At 69.9% G+C, this 13,167-nt stretch carries 16 protein-coding genes; 7 read left to right on the top strand and 9 right to left on the bottom strand.

Annotation, left to right across the window (positions count from 1 at the left end; translation table 11 throughout):
* Positions 1–6: 6 nt before the first annotated feature.
* Positions 7–651, bottom strand: a complete 645-nt coding sequence (locus AB0M63_RS16625; protein WP_366019943.1) for a class I SAM-dependent methyltransferase — start codon at positions 649–651, stop codon at positions 7–9.
* An 18-nt stretch (positions 652–669) separates the two neighbouring features.
* Positions 670–1,494 (bottom strand): AraC family transcriptional regulator, encoded by an 825-nt coding sequence (locus AB0M63_RS16620; protein WP_355910107.1) that lies wholly within the window; start codon positions 1,492–1,494, stop codon positions 670–672.
* Positions 1,495–1,543: 49 nt separating this feature from the next.
* On the opposite strand from AB0M63_RS16620, the gene AB0M63_RS16615 reads away from it, so the two are divergent.
* Both AB0M63_RS16615 and AB0M63_RS16610 read left to right on the top strand, forming a co-directional pair.
* Positions 1,544–1,981 carry a DUF2000 domain-containing protein gene (locus tag AB0M63_RS16615; RefSeq protein WP_366019848.1) on the top strand — a complete coding sequence of 146 codons (438 nt, stop codon included), beginning with the start codon at positions 1,544–1,546 and terminating at the stop codon, positions 1,979–1,981.
* 340 nt (positions 1,982–2,321) lie between these two features.
* Positions 2,322–2,531: a hypothetical protein gene (locus AB0M63_RS16610; protein WP_355910113.1), complete on the top strand. Its 210-nt coding sequence runs from the start codon at positions 2,322–2,324 to the stop codon at positions 2,529–2,531.
* Between the two features lie 78 nt (positions 2,532–2,609).
* Here AB0M63_RS16610 and AB0M63_RS16605 read toward each other — a convergent pair whose 3' ends face one another.
* Positions 2,610–3,890 carry an MFS transporter gene (locus AB0M63_RS16605; protein WP_366019847.1) on the bottom strand — a complete coding sequence of 427 codons (1,281 nt, stop codon included), beginning with the start codon at positions 3,888–3,890 and terminating at the stop codon, positions 2,610–2,612.
* Positions 3,891–4,059: 169 nt separating this feature from the next.
* Between AB0M63_RS16605 and AB0M63_RS16600 the strand changes: the two genes are divergently transcribed.
* Positions 4,060–4,821: a phosphoglyceromutase gene (locus AB0M63_RS16600; protein WP_355910119.1), complete on the top strand. Its 762-nt coding sequence runs from the start codon at positions 4,060–4,062 to the stop codon at positions 4,819–4,821.
* A 470-nt stretch (positions 4,822–5,291) separates the two neighbouring features.
* Entirely contained in the window at positions 5,292–5,495 is a 204-nt protein-coding gene (locus AB0M63_RS16595) for a hypothetical protein (RefSeq protein WP_366019846.1), read from the top strand.
* Here AB0M63_RS16595 and AB0M63_RS16590 read toward each other — a convergent pair.
* Positions 5,478–6,752, bottom strand: coding sequence for a lanthionine synthetase LanC family protein (locus AB0M63_RS16590; RefSeq protein WP_366019845.1), 1,275 nt, complete (start codon positions 6,750–6,752; stop codon positions 5,478–5,480). The genes AB0M63_RS16595 and AB0M63_RS16590 overlap by 18 nt on opposite strands.
* Positions 6,753–6,855: 103 nt before the next feature.
* Here AB0M63_RS16590 and AB0M63_RS16585 point away from each other — a divergent pair, with 103 nt between their 5' ends.
* Entirely contained in the window at positions 6,856–7,452 is a 597-nt protein-coding gene (locus AB0M63_RS16585; RefSeq protein ID WP_366019844.1) for a hypothetical protein, read from the top strand.
* A gap of 67 nt (positions 7,453–7,519) precedes the next feature.
* On the opposite strand, the gene AB0M63_RS16580 is transcribed toward AB0M63_RS16585, so the two are convergent.
* From AB0M63_RS16580 to phoU, 5 genes are all read right to left on the bottom strand, one after another.
* On the bottom strand, positions 7,520–8,899 hold the full coding sequence (locus tag AB0M63_RS16580; protein ID WP_366019843.1) for a S53 family peptidase: 1,380 nt from the start codon (positions 8,897–8,899) through the stop codon (positions 7,520–7,522).
* 165 nt (positions 8,900–9,064) lie between these two features.
* A complete protein-coding gene (locus AB0M63_RS16575) occupies positions 9,065–9,250 on the bottom strand; it encodes a hypothetical protein (protein WP_366019842.1) in 186 nt (61 codons plus the stop codon).
* A 127-nt stretch (positions 9,251–9,377) separates the two neighbouring features.
* Positions 9,378–9,626 (bottom strand): SCO4226 family nickel-binding protein, encoded by a 249-nt coding sequence (locus AB0M63_RS16570; protein ID WP_355910140.1) that lies wholly within the window; start codon positions 9,624–9,626, stop codon positions 9,378–9,380.
* A 249-nt stretch (positions 9,627–9,875) separates the two neighbouring features.
* Complete coding sequence (locus tag AB0M63_RS16565; RefSeq protein ID WP_355910143.1) at positions 9,876–10,031, bottom strand: hypothetical protein; 156 nt, start codon at positions 10,029–10,031, stop codon at positions 9,876–9,878.
* Between the two features lie 251 nt (positions 10,032–10,282).
* The gene (phoU, locus tag AB0M63_RS16560; RefSeq protein WP_366019841.1) at positions 10,283–10,972 is read right to left on the bottom strand and encodes a phosphate signaling complex protein PhoU; all 690 of its coding nucleotides are present in this window, start codon (positions 10,970–10,972) and stop codon (positions 10,283–10,285) included.
* A gap of 260 nt (positions 10,973–11,232) precedes the next feature.
* Here phoU and AB0M63_RS16555 point away from each other — a divergent pair, with 260 nt between their 5' ends.
* Positions 11,233–12,486 (top strand): ATP-binding protein, encoded by a 1,254-nt coding sequence (locus AB0M63_RS16555; RefSeq protein WP_355910149.1) that lies wholly within the window; start codon positions 11,233–11,235, stop codon positions 12,484–12,486.
* Entirely contained in the window at positions 12,483–13,163 is a 681-nt protein-coding gene (locus tag AB0M63_RS16550; protein WP_009340348.1) for a response regulator transcription factor, read from the top strand. Before AB0M63_RS16555 ends, AB0M63_RS16550 begins: the two co-directional genes overlap by 4 nt.
* Positions 13,164–13,167: the final 4 nt, after the last annotated feature.

Genomic DNA, 13,167 nt, shown 5'->3' with positions numbered 1-13,167 from the left:
GTCCGCTCAGGTCCGCCACAGGGTGTCGTAGCCGATGAAGTCGAACATGCTGGTGCCGGGCGGGAGTTGGCGGTTCTCGCCGGTGAAGCGGTGGGCGCCGACGGAGGCGGCGCGGGAGGGTTCGGAGACCCAGAGCCGCTCGAACCCGCGCTCCTCCAGCCAGGCGCAGATCCGGGGGACGAGGTCCGGGGCCTTGCGGTTGCGGGTCCATACGACCGTGCCGCCGGTCCGGCACAGGGCGGTGCAGTGGTCGAGGAGCCGTTCGACGTCGGCGTCGATGATGTTGCCGAGCACACCGCACAGGAGGACGAGGTCGGCGGGCGCGAGGTCGGTGTAGGCGTCCGTCAACGAGGCGTCTCCGGCGACGACTTCGACGCGGGGGAGGCCGGCGTCCCGCGCGGCCCGCCTCGCGTCGGCGACATTCCGCTCGTCCAACTCGACCAGCCGCGCCCGGACTTCGGCCCCGCGAGGATGGTCGGCCAGTACGCCGATGAGATCGCGGCCCTGTCCGGCGCAGAGGCTGATCGCGGTGAGCGGGCCGGGCGGGGCGGCGTCGAGGGCATACCGGACGCGTTCCTGGACGAGGGCCAGGCGCTCGCTGAGGTAGGAGTCGGGGGAGTCGTAGGCGTTGTGCCACTCGTGCCAGTCGATGCGCTCCATGTGCGGAATCTAGCCGCGGTGTTGACGCCTGTCGCGTGAATAACGCCCCGGCGTCACCCCCACCAACTTCCGGAAATGGCGGGTGAGATGGGACTGGTCGTAGAAGCCGGTGGCCGCCGCGACCTCGCCCGGTGGGCGGCCGTCGAGGAGGAGCCGGCGGGCGCGGTCGACGCGGCGGGACATCAGGTACTGGTGCGGTGCGATGCCGTACGCGCCGCTGAACGCCCGTACCAGATGGGCCGGATGAGCGTGCACGAGCCGCGCGGCCTCGTCGAGGGCGATGCCGTCGGTGACGTGCTCGTCGAGGAGTTCGCGGAGGGTGCGGGCGAGGGCGGGGTCCCCGGTGGGGGCGGGGGCGGACGGCCGTAGATGGGCGTGCAGCCGTTCGGCGATGAGGGTGAGGCGGCTCTCGGCCTCCAGTTCGTCGCCGGGGTGGTCGAGCGCGGTGTGCAACTGGCCCACCCGCAGCCGGAGTTCGGGGTCACGGAGGTCGGGCCGGTCGACGGCGGAACCGATGAGGCCGTCCGGGAGGTGGGTGCCGTCGAGATAGAGGACGCGCTTGCGGAAGCCGTGCGGGGTGGCGGGGGAGCCGTTGTGCGGGACGTGCGGCGGGAGCAGGGAGACCGTGTCGTGCGGGGTGCCGTGCTCATGCCGGTCGAGGTCGTACCGTACGGCCCCGTCGTCCACGATCAGCAGCGTCCAGGCGTCGTGCACATGCATGGGGTACGCGTACTCGGTGAAGTGGGCGTGGAAGACCTCGACGACACCGGGGATACGGGGCCGCCACGCGGAGACCTCCTGCTGGGGGCGCGGTGGGCCGGTTTGCGGGGCCATGCAAAGAACGTACAAGACGAGGGCGCGGGGCGGTCGGCAGTCTCGATCCATGAGCACTGACATCACGGGCGAACCGATCCGCTTCGACACCAAGATCGCCGTCCTGCTGCGCGAGGACCTTGAGCCCTGGCAGCGCCTGAACGTCACGTCCTTCCTGGTCAGCGGCCTGGGCGCACAGGTTCCCGAGGTGATCGGGGAGCCGTACGAGGACGCGGACGGGGTGGCCTATCTGCCGATGTTCCGGCAGCCGGTGGTGGTCCTGGAGGCCACGAAGGAGACGCTCATGGCGGCCCACACACGGGCCCTGTCCCGCGCCCTGCCGCGCGCGATCTTCACGTCCGACCTGTTCGGCACCGGCAACGACCGGGACAACCGGGCGGCGGTGCGGGCGGTGGCCACGGCTGAGCTGGATGTGGTGGGGCTGGCTGTGTACGGGCCGCGGAATGGGGTGGACAAGGTGGTGAAAGGGGCGCGGATGCACCCGTGACCGCGGCTACGACCGAATCTGCACAGTGGCTGCGCAATCGTGGGGCGAGCGGGTGCTGTTGGTGCGGAGTTGTCCGGTTCGGCTCGGCGGGGGCACCGTCTGTGGACTCCCTGTGCGGCGCCGCGTGTAGAGAAGCCGGCCCCAACTCGTGTGCGCGTCCACACGGTTCGGCCCCCGATCCACTCAACTGCCTTTCGGGAACAGGGACGGAGTGGATGCCCGGCACGGGGCGTGGTTTGATCCTGCGCACCGCGGCCTACCGCCTGCCCCCCAGCGGAGCCGCTCTCCCCCCAGTGCACCACGTGCACCATCCGTGATCCACGCGAAGGGCAGTCTCCTCATGAACTCCGCTCCCCAGGTTCAGACCCTTGAGATCTCCGACGCCGAGCTCGACACCGTCTCGGGCGGCCTGTGCCCGCAGATCGGCCTCACCGCCGGCGACACCTCGATCACCAGCGCGGACGTCCTGGCGCAGGTCGCCTCGGTCAAGGACCTGGCCCTGGGCACCGTCGCCCAGCTCCCCCAGGTCAGCGTGACCGTCGGCATCTGAATCGGCAGGCGTCCGACCGCCTACGCCGACAAGCCCTCCACCTGCGGTTCTCCGCTGGTGGAGGGCTTGCTGCCATGATCAGGCCGCCGTGACGTCCGCCTCCGCGTCGCCCACCGCCGGCTCCGCTTCCGCCCTCGCCCCCGCCGGCTGCCCGTCCGGCACCCGCCGCATCAGTGCCCCGTACCCCACGGCCGCCACCGTGCCGACGGCCGCGCACGTCCCCCACAGCCACGCGGCCCCGAACCGGTCGATGACGAACCCGGACATGAGGGGTGCCACCAGGGCGGCGAGCGACCAGGACAGGGTGTACATGCCCTGGTAGCGCCCGCGTCCCTGGACCGGTGAGAGGCGGACGACCAGCCCGGTCTGTGTGGGCGCGTTGATCATCTCGGCGAGGGTCCACACGCACACCGTGAGGGCGAAGACGCCGACTGAGCCGGCGAACGCGGTGAGCCCGAAGCCGTAGCCCGCGAGGAGTGAGGAGACGACCAACAGGCGCTTGGCGTCGCGGTGTTCGATGAGACGGGTGACCGGGATCTGAAGGGCGACGATGAGGAAGCCGTTGATGGCGATCGCGGTGCCGTAGTCGGCGGGCGTGAACCCGGCCTCGCCCATCGCGACCGGCAGCCCGACCGAGCCCTGCTGGAAGACGACGGCGACGAGGAAGGACAGCCCGACGACGCTCATGAACCGCCCGTCGCGCAGTACGGTCCCCAGCCCGACCGCGTCCACGGCCCTCTTCCCGTCGTCGCTCGTGACGACGGCGGGCCGTGACTCCGGCAGCTTCAGGAAGACGACGACCGCGCAGACCGCCGTCATCCCCGCCTCCAGCAGGAACCCGGCGCGGTAGCTGACCTCGGCGATGAACCCGGCGGCCATGGACGAGACGGCGAAGCCGAGGTTGATGGCCCAGTAGTTCAAGGAGAACGCGCGGACCCGGTCCTCGGGCCGCACGATGTCGGCCATCATCGCCTGCACGGCCGGGCGCGAGGCGTTGCTCGCCATCCCGACGAGGAAGGCGACGCCGGCGATGGCGACGGGATCGTGCATGAAGCCGAGCAGGGCCACGGCCGCGGCGGTCGACGACTGGGCGATGAGCAGGGTGGGCCGCCGGCCGAGTCGGTCGGTCATCACACCCGAACCGATCGAGGAGACGACCCCGCCGAGCCCGTGCAGCGAGGCGACGAGACCGGCGTACGTGGCGGAGTAGCCGCGGTCGAGGGTCAGGTACAGGGCCATGAAGGTGGCGACGAACGCCCCGAGCCGGTTGACGAGGGTGCTGGTCCACAGCCACCAGAACTCGCGGGGCAGACCGGAGACGGATTCCCGGGCGGCGCGTCTCAGGGCGGCGAGTGACATGGATCGATCCCCCACGGTCGGACGGCAGGCATGTAAGCGGCAACGGCTACGAGCACAACTTACGAACGCGGGGCCCGGGCGGACCACTCAATTAACAGATGCCGTCAACTGTCGGACCGGGAGGCAGGCGCCAGGTCATGGCCCGAATGCGTGGATTACGCTCTGGGGCATGGCCGACGCACCGTACAAGCTGATCCTCCTCCGCCACGGCGAGAGCGAGTGGAACGCTAAGAACCTGTTCACCGGCTGGGTGGACGTCAACCTGAACGAGAAGGGCGAGAAGGAGGCAGTCCGCGGTGGCGAACTCCTGAAGGACGCCGATCTCCTCCCCGACGTGGTCCACACGTCCCTCCAGAAGCGAGCGATCCGCACGGCGCAGCTCGCGCTGGAGTCGGCGGACCGCCACTGGATCCCGGTCCACCGCTCGTGGCGCCTGAACGAGCGCCACTACGGCGCCCTCCAGGGCAAGGACAAGGCGCAGACCCTCGCGGAGTTCGGCGAGGAGCAGTTCATGCTGTGGCGCCGTTCCTACGACACCCCGCCCCCGCCCCTTGAGGACGGCACGGAGTTCTCCCAGTCGGACGACCCGCGCTACGCGACGATCCCCCCGGAGCTCCGCCCCCGCACGGAGTGCCTGAAGGACGTCGTCGTCCGGATGCTCCCCTACTGGTACGACGGCATCGTCCCCGACCTCCTCGCGGGCCGCACCGTCCTGGTAGCAGCCCACGGCAACAGCCTCCGCGCCCTCGTCAAGCACCTCGACGGCATCTCCGACGCCGACATCGCGGGCCTGAACATCCCGACGGGCATCCCCCTGTCCTACGAACTCGACGCGTCCTTCAAGCCGGTCAAGCCGGGCGGGACGTACCTCGACCCTGACGCGGCCGCGGCTGCGATCGAGGCGGTCAAGAACCAGGGCAAGAAGAAGTAGGCGGCACGCTTCACGCCTCCTACCCGCGGGTTCCTCGCGGGCAGGGGGCGTGTTGTCGTTGTGGTGGCCGGTTGATCGGGCCGTCCTCAGGACTTCGGGAAACCCGGCTCCGGCTGTTCCCTCGTCTCCGCCTGCGCTCCCGCAGCGCGTAGGGCCGTGACTGACGGGCGCCGGCGTCAGTGAGCACGACGTCAGTGGGCACGTCATCGCACACCAGCAAGAAGTACTCGACTGCCCATGCTCTCCCCATCCCTCTCCGATCGGGAGCGTACGAGCGCGTAGGCAGCTCGACTCGATCGCTGAAACGCCGCCGACTCACAGGGGCCCGGCCAAAGTCAGGAGAACTCTGCCACGGAAGCCAACAGCCGCCACTGACAACGCCGTCGCCTCTGGGACCAGTAGGCAAGCCGCCGCTCCCCTGTCACGATCAAGCAGTTGGATCGAAGGGGGCCGCTGGTTCTGAGCAGGGTGTGCGGTTTTTCTGGGCGTGGCTGCCGCTTCTCATCGGGCTGGGGGTGATCGGTGGCAATCTGCCGCGCCTGCTGCACGCGCCCTACGCCCTCGTCATGGTCATGGACACCCTCAACCTCGGGTTGGCGGTCACCACGGTGGTCCTGACCCTCCGTGCGGGGCGGCACTACTTTCGGGGACGCGGTCTACGCGCCCTGGAATGACGCCACTTGGACCTGATCGGGCCAGGTGAACGTGTACCGGGGCTCGCCCCCTCGGCTCACCCGCACGAAGCGCAGCAACTCCCGGACGATGCCCGCGTTGCCCATCGCCCAGCCGGTGCATGGTTCCAAGTCGCCAGGGGTGACCCGGTGTTCGACGTTGGACCAGCGCGCGCCCGTGTTGTCGCGGATCGCGCGTGCGGCGAGGTCCGTGACGAGGACGTGGGCGAAGTCGTGCGGTTCCCCGGTCTGTTCGGCGAGGCGGTCGCAGGCCAGGGCCAGGACGCCCGCCGTGCCGCAGCAGCGGCCGTTGTTGTCCCAGAAGCCCGGGTGTTCTCGGCGGGGGAGGCCGGAGTGGGTCACCGTGTGCCAGCAGCGGTCGGTGAGGGTGGACCAGACGGGGTCGGCCGTGATGTCGCGGAGGGTGCGGAAGACCTGGGCGTCGCCGGCCGGGCCGTGGCACCAGCCGTAGCTGACGGGTGCGATCACGTCGGGGCGGAACTGCGGGGTGGAGTGCGGGACCAGGAAGCCCTCCGGGCCCGCCTCGTCGCGCGCCACGACGTCCGCCGCGCCGGCCAGCGCCAGTTCGACCAGGTCCGCGCGGCCGGTCGCGTCGCCGATCCGGGCCAGCGCCAGGACGATGCCCAGCGTGCCGTGCGAGATGTGGTGCAGACGGGCGTCGATGCCCGGGCGGTGGGCCCAGTGGACGCCCGCCGGAGTCCGCTCCGCCGTCCGCAGATACGGCTCCACGGCGAGGACGGCCAACTCGGCGTCGCCGGCCAGGAGTGCGCCGAGGCCGATCCCCGCGTTGCCGCCCATCAGCTCGAACAGCTCGCCCCAGCGGGTTCCGTCGAAGCGCGACCGGACGAGTCGTAGAGCATTGTCGGCCGCGGCGCCCGCGGATGTGTCGCCGAGTTGGTCGTGAAGTGCCCGCAGGGCGAGCGCCGTTCCGGTGCGGCCGAAGTAGAGGGAGTCGTCGGCGAGTTCGTCGAGATCGGCGGCGGAGTCCGCGAGGCTGCGGCCCGCGCGCAGGGCCATGTCGGCGTAGGAGTCGTCACCGAAGTGCCGCCATGCCTCCAGGAGTACGGGGACGATTCCGGCCGTACCGCTGTAGAGCGAGGAGTTGAGTTCGGCGTCCGATGGTCTGGTCGGCCAGGCGAGGCCTCCGCCCGGGGTTTCCCGCGCCGTCCCGGTCAGCCAGCGCAGGCCCTCCACCGCGAGTTCCTCGACCTCGTCGACCGTGACTTCGGGTGCCGTCATGGGCCCACTGTCGCATGATTGTTGTCCTTGCGTGCATACAGCAGGTGATCGCACTGAGAGGATGAACGGCACGTTGCACGCACTCTCGGGGGGAAGAGCACCCATGGCGAACCAGTACCCCGGACCACCTCCGGAACAGCCGCCCGGCCAGCCGTCCGACCAGCCGTTCGGGAAGAACCCGTACACAGGCCCGCCCACAGGTCCGCCTACGGTCCCGCCCACGGTTCCGCCCACCGGCGGCCCGTACGGCGAGAGCGGCTACGGCTATCCCGCGCAGCCCAACTACGGCTACCCGCAAGCCGTACCGCAGCAGCCGCAGACGCAACCGCAGCCCCAGCCCCACCAACCCCCGTTCGGCGGGCCGATGTTCACCCTCGGGGACATCGCGGTCAACGGTGACACGATCGTGAGCCCGGCCGGGCCGATGCCGCTCAGGGGCGCGATCTGGACGGCCACCGACAAGTCGCGTACGGAGGAGCGGATCCCGCCGTACGCGATCGTGCTCGCGATCGTCTTCTTCCTGCTCTGCTTCGTCGGGCTGCTGTTCCTCCTGATGAAGGAGCGCGTCACCACCGGCTTCGTGCAGGTCAGCGTCAACAGTGGCGGCCGGCACCACTCCACGATGGTCCCGGTGCAATCCCGCGACCAGGTCTTCCACATCCTGAACCAGGTCACGTACGCCCAGTCGATCAGCATGTGAGCGGCGGGAACAGGCGAACGGCGGCCCGGGTACGGAACCCGGGCCGCCGTAGACGCGATGTACGAACTCAGTGCCGCCGGCTCGCCTTCGCCAGCGCCGGGACGAAGCGCAGCGCGTCCACCGTGCCCACGCCCGTCGCCATGTCGTAGCCGTTGACGGCCGTGTAACCGGTCACGCCCGCGTACGAGTTGTTGGTGCCGTCGTTGACGTCGACGATGCCGTTGCGGGCGGCGCCGTGCTTCGCCAGCGCGTACAGCGCCTCGTTGATGTTGCCCACGCGGTGGCCCGCCGCCTGGTCGGCGAGGGCGACGATGCCCGAGAAGAGGGGGCTGGCCTCGCTCGTGCCGCCGTAGACGTCCCAGCCGATCGCGGTCGGGTCGAAGCTGGAGTACGTCCAGGCACCGCCGTTGACCGCGGCCGCCATCGACACGTCGGGGGTGGCGCGTTGGGTGCCGACGACGCTCTTCACGCCGTTCTGGAAGGACGGGCGGGAGAACACGTGGGACTGGCCGCCGCCGCCCGCGCCGTAGTCGTTGTAGACGCTGTCCGGGGTGACGCGGTCGCCCTTGTCGTCCAGGTGGAGCTGCGTGCCGCCGATGGACGTGACCAACGGGTCCGAAGAAGGCCAGGAGTTGACCGGCTTGTCGTAGAAGGCCGAGCCGTCCGCGTTGTAGTCGGTGGCACCGCCGTCGCCGGAGGAGGCGAGGACGGTGACGTGCTTGCGGTTCGCGTCCTGGAAGGCGTAGCGCAGCTTCTTGATGCTGGAGAAGTCGCCCTGGTCGAAGCCGGGGAAGGTGTTCTCGGTGGCGCCGAAGCTCTGGGTGATGACGTCGCCGACGCCGTGGTCGATCAGGTACTTCTCGGCGTCCATCATCTCCGGCAGCCCGGTGACGCCCTCGGTCTCGGCGACCGCCGTCTCCACCAGCACGATCTTCGCGTCGGGCGCGACCGCGTGGGCCATCTCGACGTCCAGGGTGGTCTCGCCCGCCCAGCCGGTCATGTCCGCGTTCTTCGGGTCGAAGACGGGGACCTTGCCCCACTTGACCACGTTGACCTTGGCGCTGTGCATCCCGAACTGCTTGCTGTAGACGTCGAGATCGTGCTGGATCGTCGGCGAGCCGAACGAGTCGACGATGACGATCGTCCGCCCCTTGCCCGTAATCCCCTTCTTGTAAAGGGAGTTGAGGTTGTACGCGGTGCGGTACTGGAGCGGGTTGTAGCAGGCGATCTGCCACTTGGCCTCGCACTCCGCGCTGGAGAGCGGGCTGGGCACGTCACGGGCGAGGGTGTGTCCGGTGATGGCCGGGACGGCCTTCGTCTGCGGCACGGTGGCGGACGAGGCGCCGGCGACACCGGCCAGCGGGGCGGTCGCGAGTGCGGCGGCGGCGAGGGTGGCGGTGGCGGCCGTGGAAGCCGCGAGGCCACGTCTGGTACGGGCTATGTGCATGAATCCCCCCTGGGTGATCCTGAGTTGCACGCGAGGACGCGATGGTCTGCGTGCATCTCACCCAGTGAGACATGCACAGGACAAGACTATTGAACTGCCGATGCCGAACCTTTTGCCCAACCAGCACTCAATGATCGAACGACCCGGGCCCGCCCCCCTCTTGACTCAGACTGCGGCCCCGGCGAGACGCCGGAACGCCTCGGTGGTCCGCGGATGCGCGATCTCGTCCAGCAGGTGCCGCCACTCGGGATCACCCACGGAGGGATGCGCCAGGTCCCACGCGACCAGCAGCGGGACGAGGGCGTTCTCGCCGGGGACCTCGGCCGGATTCGTGAACTGCGTTGATTCCATGGGACGTTCCTTCCGGGCGGACGATCGGCTGTCGGTGACGGCTTCCACGATGCCTTCGCCCGCCCACCGCGACCATGGAGCGCCCCACCCGATCGGGGGTGGGGCTGGCTCCACCCCTGGCACGGCGTCAGATCGAGTACGGCACCGGGTGCACCTCGTCCGCCCGGTGCCCCGCGCGTTCGTGGACCCGCTGGACCGCTTCGGACGACGGCGCCTCCGACAGGCAGTAGACGGTCCCGGAGTCGGGGTCCGCCCAGGCCCGCTCGAAGTGCACGCCCTCGTCCTTCTCCACGGCGAGATCCGCCTTGTGGGCCTCCTTCAGCTGGTCGGCCGTGATGCCCTTCATTCCGTGGTGTACGTCCATGTACTGAGCCATGGCCGCGCACCTCCTTCCGTGCGCTCGCCCGCCCTCACTTCTTCCTCTTTCATGCTGCGCCCGTTCGGCGCCGGCGGCTACCGTGCGGAACGATCACGGGGGTACGGGGGACGAGGGGGAATCCGTTCGGGGACGCCCGGGCCTGTGCGGGGAGCGACGTTCCGGCGCGGGAGGCCCTGGACGTCGGGGTGTGCGGAGGGGCCCGGGCGCTTGCCGCGCCGGGGCCCCTCTCATGGCATCACGTGTCGGTCAGCCGCACTGACACGGATTGCCGGACTGGCATCCGCACCCGCAGCCCGAGCCGCAGCCGCAGGCGCCGAAGAGCGGAAGGCTCTTGATCTCGGCGGGCTGCTGCGTCTCGCGCTCCTGCGTCGGGTCGGGGGTCGTACCGGGGGATTCGGCCATGCGTCCTCCTGGAGGCTGGTGCCTGCCCCCATTGGATGCCCACTCCGCCAGGCGCATCAACGGCGCATGGAGGCTTCCACCGCGATCCCCTCGCCCGGGGACCTACGCCCCCACCGCGGAGAACCCTCCCCTGTATCCGGGACATCCCCCGCTGCCAATCCAGAACCAAGCCTCCAGCCCGAGACCCAACGCAAGCCCCGCCCCGCCCGAAGCCAACCGAACGCTAGCCCCCCCGCCCCACCGCCGGAGGCCTACGCCCCCTCAGCCCCCGTGACCGGCTGGATGTCCGGCTGGATCTCGTCCGCGTGTTCGCCCGTCACCAGGAACACCACGCGCTTGGCGACCGACACCGCGTGGTCGGCGAAGCGCTCGTAGTAGCGGCCGAGCAGGGTCACGTCGACCGCGGTCTCGATGCCGTGCTGCCACTTGTCGTCCAGCAGGTGCTGGAAGAGCGTGCGGTGGAGGAGGTCCATGGCGTCGTCGTCCGCCTCCAGCTGGAGGGCGAGGTCGACGTCCTTCGTGATGATGACCTCGGCCGCCTTGGCCATCAGGCGCTGGGCGAGCTGGCCCATCTCCAGGATGGTCGCGTGCAGGTCGTGCGGCACCGCGCGCTCCGGGAAGCGCAGCCGGGCCAGCTTCGCCACGTGCTGGGCGAGGTCGCCGGACCGCTCCAGGTCGGCCGACATGCGCAGGGATGTCACGACGATGCGCAGGTCCGTCGCCACCGGCTGCTGGCGGGCCAGCAGGGCTATGGCCCGGGCCTCCAGGTCGTGCTGGAGATCGTCGACCTTCTTGTCGGCCTCGATGACGCTCTCGGCCAGCTTCAGGTCGGAGTCCAGGATGGCCGTCGTGGCGCGTCCGATCGCCGACCCGACCAGCCGGGCCATCTCCACCAGACCGTCGCCGATCGAGTCAAGTTCCTCGTGGTACGCGTCCCGCATCAGGGTTCCCTCTCCTACGTTTGCTTCGTGGGCTCAGGTGGCCCGGCCTGTCGGTGTGACTGAAAGGCCTCTTGGTACGACTTGGTACGACTGAAAACCGGCCCTTCCACCCCACGCTCCCACGTTCCCGCTCCTACGCGACTGTTTCCGCCACCCCAAATGAATCAATACTGGCTCCAAGGTGAACTCTGGGCGACGAGTGTTCGAGGTCGCACTCCGATGGCTGTGGCCAGGAGGTATCCCATGCCTAACCTGGGAGCATGGACGTGAACGCGGCGGTCGCCGCAGCGGCAGCGATCGCCGGGGTACTCACCGGTGTCATCGCCATGCTGGCGTTCCGCTGGAGCGAACGCGACCAGAAGCGACCGACCAGGACCTCCCTGCATACGGACCCGGTGCTTCCGCCGGGTGTGGACACCGTGCTCTCGGTGCTCCGCTCCTCGGCCGTCGTCCTCGACGAGGCGGACGCCGTGGTCAAGGCCAGCTCGGCGGCGTACGCCCTCGGACTGGTCCGCGGCGGAAAGCTCTCCGTCGACCCGATGCTCCAGATGGCCAGGGACACCCGGCGCGACGGCGAGATACGCCAGGTCGAACTGGATCTGCCCAGGCGGGGCACCGGACGCGGCGAGGCACTCGCCGTGTCCGCTCGCGTCGCCCCCCTCGGCTCCCGGCTCGTCCTGCTCCTCGTGGAGGACCTCACCGAGGCCCGCCGTATCGAGGCCGTACGACGAGACTTCGTGGCGAACGTCAGCCACGAACTGAAGACCCCCGTCGGCGCGCTCTCCCTCCTGTCGGAGGCGGTCATGGACGCCTCCGACGATCCTGAGGCGGTGGAGCGTTTCGCCGGCCGGATGCAGATCGAGGCCACGCGCCTGACCAATCTCGTGCAGGAGCTCATCGACCTGTCACGGGTCCAGAACGACGACCCGCTCGAAGACGCCGAACCCGTCCGCGTCGACGAACTGGTCGCCGAGGCCATCGACCGCTGCCGGCACCAGGCCGGCGCCAAGCAGATCACCATGGCCGCCGGCGGCACCGCCGACCTGCACGTCTGGGGCAACCGGGGCCAACTGGCCGCCGCCCTCGGCAACCTGGTCGAGAACGCCGTCAACTACTCGCCCGCCCGAACCCGAGTCGGCATAGCCGCCCGTCGGCTCACCGCGGCCGGCGGCGACCACATCGAGGTCGCCGTGACCGACCAGGGCATCGGGATATCCGAGAAGGACAAGGAGCGCGTGTTCGAGCGCTTCTACCGTGTCGACCCGGCCCGCTCACGGGCCACCGGCGGTACGGGTCTCGGGCTGGCGATCGTCAAGCACGTGGCCGCCTCGCACGGCGGGGAGGTCACGGTGTGGAGTTCCGAGGGACAGGGCTCCACTTTCACCCTGAGGCTGCCGGAGGCGGGTGCGGCCCGCGACCGCGCTCACCAGCACCCCGACCTCGACGACGAGGTCGAGGGGTCCCCTGATCCATCCCCGTACGAACCGCTTCCCGCCCCGGAGGTCCTTCCGTGACCCGAGTGCTCGTCGTCGAGGACGAGGAGTCCTTCTCCGACGCCCTGTCGTACATGCTCCGCAAGGAGGGCTTCGAGGTCGCCATCGCGACCACCGGGCCCGACGGACTCGACGAGTTCGAGCGCAACGGCGCCGACCTCGTCCTGCTCGACCTGATGCTGCCGGGGCTGCCCGGCACGGAGGTCTGCCGCCAGCTGCGCGGCCGTTCCAACGTCCCCGTCATCATGGTGACGGCCAAGGACAGTGAGATCGACAAGGTCGTAGGCCTGGAAATAGGAGCCGATGACTACGTCACCAAGCCCTTCTCGTCCCGCGAACTGGTCGCCCGTATCCGGGCCGTCCTGCGCCGCCGCGGCGAGCCCGAGGAGGTCACCCCGGCCGCCCTCGAAGCCGGTCCGGTCCGCATGGACGTGGATCGCCACGTGGTCACGGTCTCCGGCTCCAAGGTCGACCTGCCCCTCAAGGAGTTCGACCTGCTGGAGATGCTCCTGCGCAACGCGGGCCGCGTACTGACCCGCATGCAGCTCATCGACCGGGTCTGGGGCGCCGACTACGTGGGCGACACCAAGACCCTCGACGTCCACGTCAAGCGCCTGCGCGCGAAGATCGAGCCGGACCCGGGGGCGCCCAGGTACCTGGTGACGGTGCGGGGCCTGGGCTACAAGTTCGAGCCGTAAACCG

Origin of the sequence: Streptomyces sp. NPDC051576 (assembly GCF_040681835.1) — a bacterium.
GTDB lineage: Bacteria > Actinomycetota > Actinomycetes > Streptomycetales > Streptomycetaceae > Streptomyces.
This window is presented reverse-complemented; position numbering and strand designations above follow the sequence as displayed.